At 60.7% G+C, this 17,933-nt stretch carries 10 protein-coding genes and 1 pseudogene; 6 read left to right on the plus strand and 5 right to left on the minus strand.

Annotated features, from left to right (window positions below):
* The 3 genes and pseudogenes from B5G12_RS14825 to B5G12_RS11660 all read left to right on the plus strand — a co-directional run.
* Positions 1–678, plus strand: a pseudogene (locus B5G12_RS14825) (hypothetical protein); the annotation flags it as partial.
* A 542-nt stretch (positions 679–1,220) separates the two neighbouring features.
* A complete protein-coding gene (locus B5G12_RS11655) occupies positions 1,221–1,799 on the plus strand; it encodes a manganese efflux pump MntP (protein ID WP_087231253.1) in 579 nt (192 codons plus the stop codon).
* A 123-nt stretch (positions 1,800–1,922) separates the two neighbouring features.
* Positions 1,923–4,943, plus strand: a complete 3,021-nt coding sequence (locus B5G12_RS11660) for an ABC transporter ATP-binding protein/permease (protein ID WP_087325017.1) — start codon at positions 1,923–1,925, stop codon at positions 4,941–4,943.
* 304 nt (positions 4,944–5,247) lie between these two features.
* Here the strand turns inward: B5G12_RS11660 and B5G12_RS11665 are convergent, their stop codons facing one another.
* Positions 5,248–5,796, minus strand: a complete 549-nt coding sequence (locus tag B5G12_RS11665) for an NUDIX domain-containing protein (RefSeq protein ID WP_087231246.1) — start codon at positions 5,794–5,796, stop codon at positions 5,248–5,250.
* Positions 5,797–6,238: 442 nt separating this feature from the next.
* Here B5G12_RS11665 and nifJ point away from each other — a divergent pair, with 442 nt between their 5' ends.
* From nifJ to mgtE, 3 genes are all read left to right on the plus strand, one after another.
* Positions 6,239–9,784 carry a pyruvate:ferredoxin (flavodoxin) oxidoreductase gene (gene nifJ / locus B5G12_RS11670; protein WP_087325018.1) on the plus strand — a complete coding sequence of 1,182 codons (3,546 nt, stop codon included), beginning with the start codon at positions 6,239–6,241 and terminating at the stop codon, positions 9,782–9,784.
* A 278-nt stretch (positions 9,785–10,062) separates the two neighbouring features.
* Positions 10,063–10,716, plus strand: a complete 654-nt coding sequence (locus tag B5G12_RS11675) for a hypothetical protein (protein ID WP_087325019.1) — start codon at positions 10,063–10,065, stop codon at positions 10,714–10,716.
* 644 nt (positions 10,717–11,360) lie between these two features.
* Complete coding sequence (gene mgtE / locus B5G12_RS11680; RefSeq protein ID WP_087325020.1) at positions 11,361–12,944, plus strand: magnesium transporter; 1,584 nt, start codon at positions 11,361–11,363, stop codon at positions 12,942–12,944.
* A 99-nt stretch (positions 12,945–13,043) separates the two neighbouring features.
* Here the strand turns inward: mgtE and B5G12_RS11685 are convergent, their stop codons facing one another.
* The 4 genes from B5G12_RS11685 to B5G12_RS11700 form a co-directional block, all read right to left on the minus strand.
* The gene (locus B5G12_RS11685; RefSeq protein WP_087325021.1) at positions 13,044–13,625 is read right to left on the minus strand and encodes a sugar O-acetyltransferase; all 582 of its coding nucleotides are present in this window, start codon (positions 13,623–13,625) and stop codon (positions 13,044–13,046) included.
* Positions 13,626–13,861: 236 nt separating this feature from the next.
* Positions 13,862–15,286, minus strand: a complete 1,425-nt coding sequence (locus tag B5G12_RS11690) for a hypothetical protein (protein WP_087325022.1) — start codon at positions 15,284–15,286, stop codon at positions 13,862–13,864.
* A complete protein-coding gene (locus tag B5G12_RS11695; protein ID WP_087231228.1) occupies positions 15,283–16,101 on the minus strand; it encodes a carbohydrate-binding protein in 819 nt (272 codons plus the stop codon). The genes B5G12_RS11690 and B5G12_RS11695 overlap by 4 nt, the downstream gene beginning before the upstream one ends.
* Before the next feature lie 23 nt (positions 16,102–16,124).
* Positions 16,125–17,924 (minus strand): heparinase II/III domain-containing protein, encoded by a 1,800-nt coding sequence (locus tag B5G12_RS11700; protein WP_087325023.1) that lies wholly within the window; start codon positions 17,922–17,924, stop codon positions 16,125–16,127.
* Positions 17,925–17,933: the final 9 nt, after the last annotated feature.

The raw sequence follows: 17,933 nt of genomic DNA on the forward strand, positions 1-17,933 counted from the left end.
GAAAAATTCATTATGAAACTCAAGAAGATTGCTTCTCTGGCGCTGGCCGGCATCATGGCCGTCAGCATGCTGGCTGGCTGCAAGGACGGCGGCAACGGCAACAGCGGCTCTTCCAGCGAAGGCACCAATCCAACTAGCACCTACACTTCTACCATTTTGAATGAAACTGCATCTACTACTAAGGCGTTGTTTGCAGCTAGCAGCAATACTAAACTCGACCAGGCTGTTACATATTCTGCTAGAAACTGCAAATATGATGCAAATGGTCTGGATGTGCTGACCGCTTGCTACAACGGTAGCGATTTTCATAAAGTTGCTCAGGAATATATGGGGAATGCAGTTTATACTGATAAGCTGATTCCTGCAAGTTCGACGAATTGGAAGAATACCAATGCTAATAGACTGCTTGCTGCTGATGATGTGACGGTGTATACGCTGCTGGCGATTAGCCGTGAGCACAACGATGATTACATCAATAAGCGTGTTGCAGCAGCTATTAATCAGATTGCTGACGTTCTGAATGAGAAAGTTGCTAATGCAGGGAATGATACCTACGATTATAGCATCAGCATTGCTAAAGCAGACTGCCTTCAGAATAAGCAGGAAGCTGACGCTGATAAGGACGAAGTCATCATCGGCATTGCCATCACTCTGGACTACACTGCTGACCAGTACTAAATCTAACTTATAACACCCCCGGGGCACCATACCGGGAGATGATATAAGGGGCGCACAGGTGCCAGAGACCACCTGCACGCTCGGGTAAAACACCCATCCGATGTGGCGGCAAAGAGGAATAGAACCAATATTCCTTCTGTTGTTGATCGCACCAAAACAAAAGAACTTTTGCGTCACGAAAGATAGGGTCCCTCTGCGGGGGCTGGCTGCGAAGCCGGCCCCCGCATTGTTTTGCGTGTGCGGTTTCTATGGACAAACCGGCGGCTCATATGGTATCCTGTGGCTGCAAGAACCAAAGAAACCCATGAGGGAGTAGCAAGCGCCGCCTGCAAACCGCGGCGCAGCAAGTCAACATACTGGCCCGCCGGGCCTGGCTTGCTTATACCCATTGCGAGACTCATGTTCCCAGCGCCGGGGCGGTGACGCCGCCCGGGCTGTGTACATGGAGCCGCCGCATCTTTGTTCCGCCGACTTCCGGGCACAGCCGCCGCTGTGTCCGGTTTTTTTGCGCAACGCTCTTTTTGCGACGGAGGAAACGCACAATGGAATGGAATCTGGTCTTTTTTATCAACAGCGCCCTGCTGGGAGTGGGATTGGCGATGGACGCCTTTTCGGTCTCGATGGCCAACGGCCTCCATGAGCCGGGCATGAGCCGCAGCCGGATGTTCGGCATTGCGGGGGTGTTTGCGGGCTTCCAGGCCCTGATGCCCCTGCTGGGATGGATCTGCGTCCACACGGTGGTGCAGCTGTTCGAGGGCTTCACCGTCCTGATCCCCTGGATCGCCCTGATCCTGCTGTGCTACATCGGCGGCAAGATGCTGCTGGAGGGCATCCGCAGCAAGGAAGAAGACGACGCCGGCGCAGTGAGCCGGGGCGGCCTGGTGCTGCAGGGGGTGGCTACCTCCATCGACGCGCTGTCGGTGGGCTTTACCATTGCGGAATACGGTCCCCTGATGGCCCTTGTCTGCGCCGCCATCATTGCGGCGGTCACCTTTGTCATCTGCACCGGGGGCCTGGTGATCGGCCGCACCTTCGGCACCAAACTGGCGGGCAAAGCCTCGCTGCTGGGCGGCGCCATCCTGATCTTCATCGGGGTGGAGATCTTCGTCACCTCCCTGTGACCGGTGAAAGTTTCATAAAAGTCGCGTGGGATGTATAGAAAACGTTCATAATTGTACGGTATACTACAAAAGTGAATCCATCACGACAGGCTTTACGGTAAAGGAAAGTGAAAGAGATCCGCCATGCTTGAGTTACGCGACATCAAGAAAGATTATCCTATGGGCGCAGGCACCGTCCATGCCCTGAAAGGGGTCAGCATCCAGTTCCGCCGCTCGGAGTTCGTCTCCATCCTGGGCCCTTCGGGCTGCGGCAAAACCACTCTGCTGAACATCATCGGCGGGCTGGACCAGTATACCGACGGCAATCTGATCATCAACGGGCGCTCCACCAAATCCTTTCAGGACCGGGACTGGGATTCTTACCGCAACCACTCGGTAGGATTTGTGTTCCAGAGCTACAACCTGATCCCCCACCAGACGGTGCTGCGCAACGTCGAGCTGGCCCTGACCCTGTCGGGGGTCAGCCGGGCCGAGCGGCGGGACCGGGCGGCGGAGGCTCTGGAAAAGGTGGGCCTGGGCAACCAGCTGTACAAGCGCCCCAGCGAGATGTCGGGCGGCCAGATGCAGCGGGTGGCCATTGCCCGGGCCATCGTCAACAACCCCGATATCATCCTGGCCGACGAGCCCACCGGCGCGCTGGACACCGAGACCAGCATCCAGGTGATGGAACTGCTGAAGGAGATCAGCAAGGACCGCCTGATCGTCATGGTGACCCATAACCCGGCTCTGGCCCAAAAATATTCCTCCCGGATCATCCGGGTGCTGGACGGCGTGATCACCGACGACTCCGACCCCCTCTCCCCCGCCGAACTGGAGGCCAACCGGGCCCAGGACCAGGCCGAGGTGGAGGCAAGCCGGGGCAAAAAGATCCGCAAGCCCACCATGTCCATCGCCACCTCGTTCGGGCTGTCCCTCAAGAACCTGTTTACCAAAAAGGGCCGCACTACCCTCACCGCCTTTGCGGGGTCCATCGGCATCATCGGCATCGCGCTGATCCTGTCGGTGTCCCAGGGGATGACCGATTACATCAACGTCATGCAGGAGGACGCCCTTGCGTCCTATCCCCTTTCCATCCAGGCCACCAATGTGGACCTCACCAGCCTGATCCAGACCTTCATGGATCTGAACGTCGGGGAGAGCGACCACGGGCGGGACGCGGTGTACGAGCGGCCCGCCGTGCGGGATCTGGTGTCGGCGGTGTACAACCTGGACGTGGCTCAGAATGACCTGCGCTCCTTCAAGACCTATCTGGAAAACCAGCTGGCCGACCCCTCCTCCCCCTTCCGGGAAGCGCTGAGCGGCATCCAGTACACCTACAGCATCCAGCCCAGCGTCTACACCCAGAACGTGGACGGGACCATCATCCACTCGGACACCACCCAGCTGATGCAGGAACTGCTGGTGTCGGTGATGGATTCCTCCAGCCTCTCCACCCTGATGGGCGGGACGGGCAGCGCGGCGTCGGCCGGTACATCCGGCGCGGCCGGGATGACCACCATGATGAGCGGCGGGATGATGAACCTTTGGCAGGAGCTTTTGCCCGGGGAAAACGGCGCGGCGGTGAACCCCCTGCTGACCCGGCAGTATGACCTGATCTACGGCTCCTGGCCGGCCAGCTATGACCAGATCGTCCTGGTGGTGGACGAGAACAACGAGCTGGATGACATGACCCTGTATGCCCTCGGCCTCATCCCCGAGGAGGAGATGCAGGCCCTGGCCGACGGCAAAGAGGCTTCCGCCGGCGCCAAAACCAGCTGGAGCTACGAGGAGATCTGCTCCACCGATTTCCGGGTCATCCTGCCCTCCGACTGCTATACCTACGACGAGGCCACCGGCCTGTATACCGACCTGCGGGAGACCGACGCGGGGCTGAAATACCTCTACGACAACGCCCTGAAACTCCACGTCACCGGCATCATCCGCAAAAACCCCGATGTGGAAAGCGGCATGATCTCGGGGCGGATCTGCTACACCGCGGGCCTGATCGACTACATCGTGCAGCAGGCCGGACAGTCCCAGGCAGTGGCGGCCCAGAAGGCCGATCCCAGCCGGGATATCCTGACCGGGCTGCCCTTCCGTTCCCGGGCCGACAGCCTGACCCGGGCGGAGAAAGAGCAGGAGCTGCGGGCCTATATCGACGGGCTGGACCAGGCGGGCAAGGCCCAGGTTTATGTCCGGATCATGAGCCAGCCCGACCAGGACGAGATCACCCGACAGGTGGACGCCATGCTGGCGGAGATGAGCCGCGAGGAGATCGTCTCGACCCTGTCCCAGGTGCTGACCCAGCAGATGAGCGTCAGCCAGGAACAGATCGACCGCTATGTGCAGCAGATGAGCGACGAGGATCTGCGCAGCACCTTCTCCCAGCTGCTGGAAGTGCAGATGCAGAACCAGTATGCCCAGCAGGTGAGCCAGCAGCTGGCCATGGTGCCCGACGCCCAGAAGGTCAACGCCCTGGAGCTGGCCATGGATGGCTACACCCCGGACCAGTGGGCCCGGTATTATGACCTGGTGATGGAGTTTTCCGACTCCACCTACGAGGACAATCTGACCATGCTGGGCAGCATCGACCTGGATTCCCCCGCCTCCATCAACCTGTATGCGGCCTCGTTCGAGAGCAAGGACACGGTGGAACAGGTGATCGCCGACTACAACAGCACGGTGGATGAACTGCACCAGATCTCCTACACCGACTATGTGGGCCTGCTGATGTCCACCGTCACCTCGATGATCAGCGCCATCACCTATGTGCTGATCGCGTTCGTGGCCATCTCCCTGGTGGTGTCCTCCATCATGATCGGGGTCATCACCCTCATCTCGGTGCAGGAACGCACCCGTGAGATCGGCATCCTGCGGGCCATCGGCGCCTCCAAGCGGGATGTGTCCATCATGTTCAACGCCGAGACGGTGATCATCGGCTTCTCCTCCGGCGTCATCGGCGTGGTGGTGACCTATCTGCTGTGCATCCCCATCAGCGCCGTGATGCACGCCGTGACCGGCGCGGGCAACCTCAACGCCGTGCTCCCCCTGCCGGCCGCCCTGGTCCTGATCGGCATCAGCGTGCTGCTGACGCTCATTTCGGGCCTGATCCCCTCCCGCAGCGCCGCCAAGAAAGACCCTGTGGTGGCCCTGCGCAGCGAATGACCCATCCGCCCTGCCTGTCCCGGTGACCGGCAGGGCGTTTTTGCACCCCGCCCAAACAAAAAAATCCTGTCCAGCCGACATGTGCGGATGGACAGGACACATACAGGGAAATTCAGCACTGAGAGTGTGCGAGCCGCTTTGCGGCGAGTGCGCGGTTCAGCGCTGAATTTTGTCTAAAAGGGGGATATTAGGGGGAAAGGATTTCTGACCTGCGCAGCAGGCAGAAATGGGTTCCCCCTAAAGCGTGTCGTTTTTCGACACGCTGAGATCCCTGCCGCAAAGGCAGGGGCCGGTGGTATGAAGATCAGATCGTTTCGCGGTCCAGCAGGGCTTTGAATTTCAGGATGCCCGCCACCGTCTTGGCGTCCCGGATCTCGCCCGACAGCACCATGTCGATGGCTTTCTCCAGAGGCACCCGCTCGGGGGTCAGGAACTCGTCGTCGTCCAGGTGCATGGCGGCGGGGTGCAGCCCCCGGGCCGCCCAGATGTAGATGACCTCGGTATCGTAGCCCACCGTGGGATAGATCTGCCCCAGGGAGATATATTCGTCGGCGGTGACGCCGCACTCCTCGGTCAATTCCCGTTTGGCCGCCTCAAAGGGGTCCTCCCCTTTTTCCAGTTTGCCGGCGGGCAGCTCCCACAGCTCCTGCTGCATGGCGTACCGGAACTGCCGCACCATGCAGATGGTGCCGTCCTCAAAATAGGGCAGGATGCAGGCGCCCCCGTGGTGGTGCACCACGTCCCGCAGGGCGGTCTCGCCGTTCTCCAGCAGGGCGGTGTCCTGAGTGACGGTGATCACACGCCCTTCGTACACGGTCTGGCTGCGGATGGTCTTTTCAAAATGCGTTGGCATAAAAGTTCCCCCTCTCGGTGGTCTGAAACGGCGCGCCTGGCCGCGCCCGGCGCCAGACCGTCCGCGGGTGGAAAACAAGTTGAAAGGGTGGAAAACACCCGTACCGGCCTGTATCTTCAGTTTACCTGCACCGGGGCGGCCTGTCAACCGCTCTTTTGGGCCTTTCGGGGTGCAAAAAGGCAAAAACCAGGGAGATCAAAAGAAAAAAAGATAAAAACCTCACAAATTTTTAATCAAATTATTGGTGTGTTTTACCAGACGGATTGCGTTTACTTTGGGGCGGGAATTTGCTATTATAATAGATGAGCAATCATGCCCTTCCGGCAGGACCTGTGGCCGGCGGGGGCGGAATGTTCTGCAAAGTACCCCAGGGCGGCCAGCCGGCATATCGTCAGATGCCGGCCCGGCGGGCCGCCCAATAAAAAGTAATGGAGGAAGAAAAATGCCTAGAGCAAAGCAAACCATGGATGGCAACACCGCGGCCGCGCATGTAGCTTATGCGTTCACCGACGTTGCTGCCATCTATCCGATTACCCCTTCTTCTCCGATGGCTGACTCTGTGGACCAGTGGTCCGCAGCAGGCCAGAAGAATATTTTCGGCAATCAGGTCAAGGTCGTCGAGATGGAGTCTGAGGCCGGCGCCGCTGGCGCTGTCCACGGCGCCCTGGGTGCAGGTGCCATCACCACCACCTTCACCGCATCGCAGGGCCTGCTGCTGATGATCCCCAATATGTACAAGATCGCAGCCGAGCAGCTGCCCTGCGTGTTCGACGTGTCGGCCCGTACCGTCGCCACCCAGGCCTTGAACATCTTCGGCGATCACAGCGACGTTATGGCCTGCCGCCAGACTGGTTTTGCCATGCTGGCTGAGAGCTCTGTGCAGGAAGTCATGGACCTGTCCCCTGTGGCCCATCTGTGCGCCATCGAGGGCCATGTTCCCTTCCTGAACTTCTTCGACGGTTTCCGTACTTCTCACGAGTATCAGAAGATCGAGAAGTGGGATTACGCCGACCTGAAGGAAATGTGCAACATGGAGGCCGTGGAGGAGTTCCGCAAGAATGCGCTGAACCCCGAGAATCCCAAGATGCGCGGCTCTCATGAGAACGGCGACGTCTTCTTCCAGCATCGTGAGGCCTGCAACTCGGTCTACAATGCCCTGCCCGCGATCGTTGAGAAGTATATGGCCAAGATCAACGAGAAGATCGGCACCAACTACGACCTGTTCAACTACTACGGCGCACCCGATGCCGACCGCGTCATCGTGGCCATGGGCTCCATCTGCGACGTGGCCGACGAGGTCATCGACTACCTGAACGCCCGCGGCGAGAAGGTCGGTATCATCAAGGTCCGCCTGTACCGTCCCTGGGTGTCCGCTTCCCTGCTGAAGGTCCTGCCCGACACCGTCAAGAAGATCGCTGTCCTGGACCGCACCAAGGAACCCGGCGCCCTGGGCGAGCCCCTGTACCTGGATGTGGCTGCCACCCTGCGTGAGGCCGGCAAGAACGACATCACCGTCATCGGCGGCCGCTACGGCCTGGGCAGCAAGGACACCCCGCCGTCCTCCATCTTTGCCGTCTACACCGAGCTGACCAAGGACCAGCCCAAGGAGCGTTTCACCATCGGCATCACCGATGACGTCACCTTCCTGTCCCTGCCCGAGATCAAGCCCGCCCCCATCACCGCTGCAGAAGGCACCAAGGAGTGCAAGTTCTGGGGCCTGGGCGGCGACGGCACCGTCGGCGCAAACAAGAACTCGGTCAAGATCATCGGCGACCATACCGACAAGTACGTTCAGGCTTACTTCCAGTATGACTCCAAGAAGACCGGCGGCGTGACCATCAGCCACCTGCGTTTCGGCGACAAGCCCATCCGCAGCCCCTACTATATCAACCAGGCTGACTTCGTGGCCTGCCACAACCCCGCTTACGTCAACATGGGCATGAAGATGGTCCAGGACGTCAAGCCCGGCGGCGTGTTCATGATCAACTGCCAGTGGACCGATGAGGAGCTGAGCCATCACCTGAACGCCGAGGCCAAGAAGTATATCGCTGACAACAACATCCAGCTGTATACCATCAACGCCATCGACAAGGCCATCGAGATCGGCATGGGCAAGCGCACCAACACCATCCTGCAGTCCGCTTTCTTCAAGCTGGCTGAGGTCATGCCCATCGACGACGCCATCAAGTTCATGAAGCAGGCCGCCCAGAAGAGCTACGGCAAGAAGGGCCAGGACGTTGTTGAGATGAACTGGAAGGCCATCGACGCCGGCGTGGACGCCATCCACAAGGTGGACGTGCCCGCAAGCTGGTCCAACCCCGACGCCGATCCCGCTCCCAAGGAGCTGGCAGGCCGTCCCGAGCTGGTCAAGCAGATCCGCGACGTCATGGAGCCCATCGCCCGCATGGACGGCGACAGCCTGCCCGTCTCGGCCTTTGCCCACAATGCAAACGGCCAGTGGGAGCAGGGTGCTTCCGCCTATGAGAAGCGCGGCACCGCCGTCATGGTCCCCGAGTGGGATGCCGGCAAGTGCGTGGGCTGCAACCAGTGCGCCTTCGTCTGCTCGCACGCCACCATCCGGCCCTTCCAGCTGACCGCTGAGGAGCTGGCTGCTGCGCCCGCCCAGACCAAGCACCGCGACAACCGTCCCGCCAACGAGTATCAGTTCGTCATGGCTGTTTCTCCGCTGGACTGCATGGGCTGCGGCGAGTGTGTCACCGTCTGCCCCACCAAGGCGATCACCATGGTGCCCCAGGAGAGCCAGGCTGCCGAGCAGGAAGTCTTCGACTACTGCGTGGCCAACATCTCCAAGAAGCCCAGCAAGTTTGCAGATGATACCGTCATCGGCTCCCAGTTCAACCAGCCCCTGCTGGAGTTCTCCGGCTCCTGCGCTGGCTGTGCCGAGACTTCCTATGCCCGCCTGATCACCCAGCTGTTCGGCGAGAAGATGTATATCACCAACGCCACCGGCTGCTCCTCCATCTGGGGCGGCACCGCGGCCATCTCTCCCTACACCGTCAACAAGGACAGCGGCCATGGTCCTGCCTGGATCAACTCCCTGTTCGAGGACAACGCTGAGCACGGCCTGGGCCTGTATCTGGGCCAGAAGACCATCCGCGAGAACCTGATCCATGAGATTGACGAGATCGTCAACTCCGACAAGGCTTCCGAGGATCTGAAGGCTGCTTATGCCAAGTTCATTGAGACCAAGAACAACACCCGCGCCAACGACCAGCCCGCCAAGGCTCTGATCGCTGAGCTGGAGAAGGCTGCTGCCGCCGGCTGCGAGAAGTCCGCTGAGGTGCTCAAGAGCAAGCAGTACATCGCCAAGAAGTCCGTCTGGATCTTCGGCGGTGACGGCTGGGCTTACGACATCGGCTACGGCGGCCTGGATCACGTTCTGGCTTCCGGCGAGGATGTCAACGTGATGGTCTTCGACACCGAGATGTACTCCAACACCGGCGGACAGGCTTCCAAGGCCTCCAACATCGGTGAGGTCTGCCAGTTCGCTGCTGCCGGCAAGGAGATCAGCAAGAAGAGCCTGTCCGAGATCTGCATGACCTACGGCTATATCTATGTGGCTCAGATCGCTCTGGGCGCCAACATGAACCAGGCCATCAAGGCGATCGCCGAGGCTGAGGCTTACCCCGGCCCGTCCCTGATCATTGGCTACGCTCCCTGCGAGCTGCACGGCATCAAGGGCGGCATGACCAACTGCCAGAACGAGATGAAGAAGGCTGTGGAGTCCGGTTACTGGAATCTGTTCACCTTCAACCCCGCTCTGAAGGCCCAGGGCAAGAACCCCTTCACCCTCACCTCCAAGCCTGTTGATTCTGAGAAGTATCAGAACCTGCTGGCCACCGAGACCCGTTACAGCCGCCTGACCCGCGCCTTCCCCGAGCGCGCCAAGAAGCTGTTCGCTGAGAACGAGAAGGCTGCCCAGGATCGCTATGAGCACCTGACCCGCCTGGTGGATCTGTACAAGTAATTGAGGTCCGCCTTGGGCAAGGCTTTGGCCGTACCCTGAAAAAACCGAGAGCGCCCCGTCTGTCCCTGACAGACGGGGCGCTTTTTTGCTGCCTCCGAATCCCCTGCGCCCAAAGTTAGAGATTTCAAACTAAAGAAAATAAAGAAAAAAAGGGAAAATTTGAAATTGGGTCTTGACACGGGGGGGTATGTTATGATAGGCACACAAAGGAAAGGACCTTCCTTTGAACCTGTTTTGGGTCTCTATCTTTTATACACCATAAGGAGGAAAAATTCATTATGAAACTCAAGAAGATTGCTTCTCTGGCGCTGGCCGGCATCATGGCCGTCAGCATGCTGGCTGGCTGCAAGGACAACCCTTCTTCCAGCAATCCTACAGATCCTGAAACTCCGGTTGTTTCTAATGCTGCCGAGTATGCAAACTATATGTTGTCTGGTCCTCAGAAAAACATTTTTACATTCGGTTCGAATGCAGATTTGGACAGCAATGTGAAAAAAGTTGCAGAAAACTCTGACAATTTGACGGATGATCATATTGAAAATACTTATGGGACCCTTACTGTAATTAATGAGGGAACTGGTAGCAGTGCAGTCAAGACTGTAGGGGAAAAGCTTGACGACGAGTTTAGCAACATGAACATTATTACTGTGGCTGACTTTGATGCTACACCGAGTGTGCTTGGAAACCGAGTCGCTATTGATGTGCTTGGTGTTTCCGGCAAACTTGATGAAGAAGATGCTGTGAAATCTGTTGTTAAATCGTGGATTGCGAGTAATGGCGTTAGCACTACTGTTTTCCCTGCTAGTGTAGCCAACTTCAATTTTGAGTACAAGGCTGAGATTAGTGCGTTGAAGGTGGCTAGCCGTCAGCATTCTGATCAGAGTATGTGGGTTGTGGCAATTATGGTCACTCAGACTGCTACTGAAGCCTAATTTCCAATAATACTTATAACACCCCCGGGGCACCATACCGGGAGATGATATAAGGGGCGCAGGGGCCATAGAGACAGCCCCGGCGCTCGGGTAAAACACCCATCCGATGTGGCGGCAAAGAGGAATAGAACCATATATTCCTTCTGTTGTTGATCGCACCAAAACAAAAGAACTTTTGCGTCACGAAAGATAGGGTCCCTCTGCGGGGGTCGGCTGCAAAGCCGGCCCCCGCATTGTTTTGCCTTTTGGAAAAAATACGTAAAATTTCGGTTGGGGGTTGACCCTTTCTGCACGCCGCGTTATAATCAAAACGATAAACACAATGGGAGGTGAACGCAGGAAAATGGACCCGGATCATAGTAGATCCGAGCGGTACAGCGCATCGGACAATGGAAAAGCTGCGTTCGCCTTTGGGGTGGACTGGAAGGCCTGAGGCGGTCATACGCCCTGGCCTTGGACGTGCTGTGTGAGGGGAGCCTGCGGGTCTCCCCTGTTCCCGTCTGGGCACACAGGCGGCAAAGCGCAGCTTTGCAGGGGGGAAAGCATAGGCTTTCGGCCCCCGGCAGGCCGCGCATTTTTTCTGTTTTTCGATCTTCCGATGGACTGTACCCTCCTGTAAAAACCAACGGAGGAGGAAGAGACCAATGGACAAGAAGGAGAATGACACCCTGGACCACGAGTCCCTGGAACATCTGGTGCAGATGCCCGCCCAGGAACTGCCCGCCGACATCCCCGCCGAGGTGCGGGAAAAGCTGGTGCGGGATCTGAACGACAAGGAAGCCGCCGAGGACCTGCGGCAGGATATCCATGAGGCCGAGCGGGAGGAGGCCAGAGAGGCCCCCGCCGCCCCCAATAAGCTGACCAAGAGCCGTCTGCTCAAGCTGCTGGTCAAAAAGCAGTATGTCAAGCTGCGGGAGGTCACCGAGGATATGCAGCCCGCCGACCTGGCCGAGCTGCTGGAAGAACTGGATGAAAACAACCGTCTGGTGGTGTTCCGCCTGCTGAAAAAAGAGGTGGCCACCGAGGTGTTCACCTATATGTCGGACGAGGCCCGGGACGAGCTGGTGGATGAATTCACCGACGTGGAGCTGATCGGCGCCATTGAGGAGATGAGCCTGGACGACGCGGCCGACTTGCTGGAGGATATGCCCGCCAGCGTGGTCAAGCGGGTGCTGGAAAAGTCCTCGCCGCAGACCCGCGAGAGTCTGAACAAGCTGCTGCACTATCCCGAGAATTCGGCCGGCAGTCTGATGACCCTCGAGTATGTCCGCCTGCGCAGGGAGATGACGGTGCGCCAGGCGTTCACCGCCATCCGCCAGCAGGGCGAGCAGGCCGAGACCCTCTACACCTGCTATGTGGTGGACAAAAACCGGCTGCTGGGCATCGTGTCGGTGCGCAGTTTGCTGCTGGCCGAACTGGATACCCCGATCACCGAGATCATGGACGACAACGTCATCGCGGTGCACGTCAACGACGACCAGGAGTTCGTCTCCCGTGAGATGCAGCGCTACGACTTCACCGCCATGCCGGTCCTGGACAACGAAGGGATGTTCGTGGGTATCATCACCATCGATGACGCTATCGACGTCCTGACCGAAGAATCCACCGAAGATATGCAGAAAATGGCGGCCATTCTCCCCGACGACGAGGCCACCACCTACTTTGGCACCAGCGTCTGGACCCACGCCAAGCAGCGCATTCCCTGGCTGATGATCCTGATGCTGTCCGCCACCTTTACCGGCATGGTCACCACTCATTACGAGCAGGCCTTTGTGGCCCTTCCCCTGCTGGTATCCTTCATGCCCATGCTGATGGGCACCGCCGGCAACTGCGGCAACCAGGTCAGCACCCAGATGGTGCGCGGCCTGGCCCTGGATGAAATCGAACCCCGCGACTTCCTCAAGGTAGTATACAAGGAACTGCGGGTGGCGGTCATTGTGGGCGCCGTGCTGGGCGTGGCCAACGGCCTGCGCATCTGGCTGATGTACGGCGTGTTTGGGGGCGGCCAATACCCCAACGTGATGGATTATGTGGTGGTGGTCAGCCTGGCGCTGTTCCTCAGCATCATCCTGGCCAAGCTGGTGGGCGGCCTGCTGCCCCTGGGCGCCAAAAAACTGGGCTTCGACCCGGCCATCATGGCAAACCCCTTCCTGTCCACCATCGTGGACGCCTGCAGTCTGCTGATCTATTTCCAGATCGCCACCGTGGTGTTCCACAGCCTGATGTGAAACTGAATACAAACCCCCGGCCCGTTTTCCACAGATGCACAGACAAAATGTGGAAAACAAGCCGGGGGTTTCTGTTATGCAGGGCCCTGCGGGCCGGTTTTACTCCTCCAGCACCCGGTCGGCGTCGGTGATGGCCCGATGGGGTTTGCAGGGGTTGCCAAAGGCCACCGTGTTGGCGGGGATGTCGTGGGTCACCACGCTGCCTGCCCCGATGACCGCGCCGCTGCCGATGGTGACGCCGGGCAGGATGGTCACGTCGCCGCCCAGCCAGACGTTGTCCCCGATGGTGATGGGGCCGGCCTTCTCAAAGCCTCGGTTCCGCTCCTGGTAGCACAGGGGGTGGTTGGCCGTGTACATCCCACAGTTGGGTCCGATAAAGCAGTGGGCGCCGATGGTGATGCGGCCGCCGTCCATCAGGTAAGCGCCCCGGTTGATGTCGGTGCCCTCCCCAATGTAGCAGTTCCAGCCGTAGTCGGTCTGAAAGGGGGCCGCGATGCCCACCGTCTCGGACGCATGGGGCAGAAGCTGGCGCTTGAGTTCGCTCTGCTTTTGGGTGTCCATGGGGTCGCAGTTGTTGAAAGCCAGGCAGAGGGATGCGGCCTTCCGGCGCTCCTCCACCAGATCCTGGTCGAAGTTGGCATCGTACCAAAGGCCCAGATCCATCTTTTCCCGTTCCGTCATAAGGGGTCCTCCTTTTGTGCGGAAAATCCGCTGAAATGCCGCCCGCGCCGCACGGGCGCAAACACCGATAAGGGGCGGTGTGTCCCGTCCCCTATCAGCGTGTGTGTGTTGATTTTTTGGAGAATCGCGTCCCGGCCGTTGCTCCGTTCCGCACCTTTAGGATACATCCGGCACGGGTGGAATACAATCTCTTTTTGGACTAAAACTATTAAAAAAACGACAAAATACAGCTCCCGTCAGGAGGCGGCGTCCTGGATGGCATCCCACAGTCCGTCGGAGGCGTCCAGTACAGCGATCTTGTAGGAGGCGAACAGCTCCTGCACCGACTGGCTGGCAGAGCCGTCGGCGGAGGTGTTGTAGCTGCCAAGGTCGGCCCCGGCCAGGGCGGGCACGTCGGTCCAGTTATACAGCTGGTCCCGCCAGTTCTCCCCCAGATGCTCGCTCAGGGCGCCGTAGGCTTCCTCAAAGCCCTCGGGGTCGGCCAGCACCCAGATGCCGCTGTCCCCGTTGGCCAGGTCGGTATTCATCCGGGTGGCGCCCGCCATCTGACTGTTCATGTCGGTGAGGGAGGCGTTGGCGCTCCAGGTGTATACGTTGAGGCTGACCACCACCGCGCCGTCCTGGTTGCGGTCCTGGCCGTAGCTTTCCAGGACCCGCTGCAGCTGCAGGGCCGAGGCGTCCGGCAGCGTGTCGGCGGTGACCACCGCCACCGAGTAGTCGGGGTCCACTTCCGTGTTCAGCCCGTAGATCACATAGGCCACGCCGGCCGCCAGGACGATGGCCAGCACCACCACGCCCCAGTTGTAATACCACCAGTTGGCCCGGGCCCGGGCTTTTTTCTCTTTTTCAGTCAGGGGTGCATCGGCGCCGGGCATGGCGTCCGAACGGCGCTGCACCGCCAGGTCGTACCCCTCCCGCAGCAGGGGGAACAGCAGCTGCATGGCAGCCAGGGCCGGCAGCCAGAACCCGAACAGCATGGCCCAGAAGGTGCTGACCGGGAAAAACAGGATCAGCACCGCCACGCCCGCCATCGAGACGGCGCCCCCGGCGATGCACCGCCCCGGGGCGGCCAGCAGCATAGACCCCGCCCCCCGGAACAGGTCCCGGAAGCGCAGCCCTTCGGGGGCCGCGGCGGCCAGTACGGCCACACAGAGGGTGCCTCCCACCGCCAGCACCAGCATATCAAAGCCCAGGAATACCACCACCGCGCTGCCGGGATACTGCCCGGTGGCCTGCATCACCTCAAAGATGTAGGCCCACACAAAACACAGAGCCCCCAGCAGGGTGACGATCAGGGAACCCAGGGGCAGGGCGGTTTTCCATTTGGCTTTCACCGTCTGCCAGGCCCGGTGCAGCCAGGGGGAAGGGTCGTTGCAGAGACTGCGCAGGCCGCAGTCCGCCAGCAGCAGCAGGCCCAGCCCGCCTGTCAGGCCGGACACCAGGCCCATCAGCAGGGTGAAGGGAAAGTTGAGCAGGATGACCCCCAGGGACACCCCCAGGGACGCGGGCAAAAGCAGGACGCAGGCCAGGAAGTTGGTGCCGACCAACTGTCCGAAATCCCGGCCCACCATCTGCAAAAAGCGCCGCAGCCCCTTCTTTTCGGGCTCGTTGGGGTCCACCCCCCGGCCCGGACCTCCGTAGAAAGCGTCGAACCAGCTCATGCCTGGACACCTTCCTTTTCAGGCAGGCATTCCCTGCCCCAGGCCTCAATCTGGGTCAGGGCCGGGAAGGGGGACGGCCCCTCAGCCTGGATCAGCTGGCTGAGCACCAGGCTGCGCACCCGCCGGGGCGCAAAGGAAAAGCACTGGGGCTTGGCGCTCTTGACCAGGGGCAGCTCCATCTGGCTGCCGTCCGAGAAGGTGACGGTGGCCTGCACCCAGTAATTGTCGTGGGGGAAGTCCGCCCGCTCGGTGATCCGCAGCTCGTCCAGCAGCACCTCCCGGCCAAAATCCAAAGTCAGGGCCGCGTTGGGGTCCCGGTTGATCCCCCAGCTCTGGTAGGGGTATTCCCCGTGGGCGGTGTTCTCAAAGATGCCGTCGATGGCGTTGCGCGCAGCAAACACCGCCTCCCCCCGGGTCTCGACGTTGGCGGAAGCGTGGGGGTAAAAACCGGTGTCCCCGTGCTGGTCGTAGCAGTTGAAGGCCAGGTTGCGGCGTGCGGCCAGCTCTTCCGGGCTGGCCAGCCGGGCCCGAATCAGATGGCGGCTGCCCTGGAAGCTCTTGGGGGAATAGGTGATGGCCTGCTCCCCAAAGGGGATGTGGAAGTTGATCTCCCGCTTGACCACATACACCAGGGCGGGCAGCATGGTGTCCTCCAGCTGGATGACGCAGAACTGGCCCGGGTGGTCGATCTCCAAAGCAATGCGGTCCCCCGGCTGATAGGCGCCGGTGTAGACCAGGGATACTTCCTGGCTGCCGGGGCAGGTCATCAGGGTGTGGCCTGCCTGGTCCAGAACTTTGAGCTTGATGGTTTCCATCGTAGGATCTCCTTTTCTGCTGTTTACTCGAGGAACAGGTCGAGGGATTTGTAAAAATAGATGCTGATCTTCCACAGCGTATCGGGCCAGGCGGTGCGCAGCCGGGGGTCCTCCACCGGCACCGGCTGCAGGCTGATCTCGGCGCCGCTGCTGATCCGGATCACCCCCAGATCCTCCAGCGCCAGACCGCCCGGGCTCAGCTGGGGCCGGCGCTGGGTCATCAGGGTCAGCTCCACTTCGCCGTCCCAGTCGGTCCGGTCCGAAAGGGCCACCCCTTCTTCGGTCACCGACACGGTGCGCCGGTAGCTGCCAAGCCCCCGGATGGGCGGATAAGCCCCGGACAGCTCGGCCGAGATGCATCCCTCCCCCACCCGGATGTCCCGGGCCGCGTAGGCCGCGCCGGGCAGCTGCATCACCCCGTCAAAGGTGGGCAGGTTGTGCCAGCCGCTCTGCATGGTCCAGATCTCGTACCGCTGGGGGCTGAAGGTCTTGCGGGTGTAGCTCTCCACCCCGACGTCGATGAGGAAGGGGCAGCCGTCCTTGTAGACGGTGACGCTGCCGGTGTCGTTGTGGTTGTGGCTGTCCCCGTTGCCTCCCATCTTGGCCCCCAGCACCCAGCTTCCCCGGCGGGCCGCGAAGATCCCCACGCTGGGATACCATACATCTCCGGCCGGGGCGGGGCCTGGGTCGGGACAGTCCATCATTTCCCGCTGGGTGAAGGCGGTCAGCAGGCGGTACCACAGGTTGATCCGGCTGCTGGCGTCCTGGGCGGTGAGGCGGTCGGGGTCGGGGTCGGCCCGGAAATCCGCGGCGGCCAAAGCCTCCAGCGCGGGGCTGCCCACTGCCCGGGCGAACAGGTATTCCCGGGCGCCGCAGCGGCCGGCCAGGGGGCTGCAATCCCCGAAGTTGAGATAATAAGGCCCGTCCACATGGACGTTCAGGATGTATTCGGCGATGTTCCGGATCTTTTCCTCCCGGAAGACGGGTCCGAAAGCCTCGGGCGCGGCACTGGACAAAATGCGCAGCGCCCCCCACAGCGTCAGCCCGGCGTGCCGGTAATACTGGGCGCCCTCGTTGCAGCAGCCGTCGGGGCCGTAGTCCTTCAAAAAGCAGTCCAGGCTGTAGGCGGCCTGGCGGACGGCGTCCCGGCGCTCCTCCTGGCTGACGTCGGGCAGCAGGAAAAAGCACAGCAGCACGTTCTGGGTGCACCAGCTGGTCCAGTTGCACATGGGCTCGTCCCGGTTGCCCATCCACCAGAAGTGGTCCCGAAGGTAGGGCGTCAGGATGCGGGTGCGGACCTCCCGCTCCATCCGGGTGGCAAGGCCCGGGTAGGCCTGCTCCAGCTCGGCGCCCAGGAGATAGTGGACGGTGGACAGCAAAGCCCCCGCCTCGGCGGCGAACAGGTCGATCAGGGGCCGGGCGGTGTCGGGCAAAGGCAGCTGGGGGGTGTCCCGCACATAGGAATTGTGGGCCGGCAGCTGCCAGGCGCTTTCCTCGCAGATGGCCCACACCGTGTCGGCGATGGCGTCCAAAAAGCGGCCCTGGTATTCCACGCACTCGGCGGCGGCCAGGGCGCACAGCCGGGCCCGGCGGGCAAAGCAGGCTTCCTCCCATTCGGACCGCTTCCCGGTGCGGGCAAAGTCCAGCCAGAGGGACAGGGGCAGGGCGGACAGGGGCTTGGCTGCCTCGGCGGCGCCGGCGGCCATCAGCCGCTTTTTGGCGGCGGGGGGCAGGGTCTCCCACCCGGCCCGGTCATGGGCGGGCGGGCACGGCCTGAAAGAGGGCAGCACCTCAGGCAGAAAGGACAGGCGTTCAGAGATCATGGCGCACCT

It is taken from the genome of Faecalibacterium sp. An58 (assembly GCF_002161515.1).
GTDB classification, from domain to species: Bacteria; Bacillota; Clostridia; order Oscillospirales; family Ruminococcaceae; genus Faecalibacterium; species Faecalibacterium avium.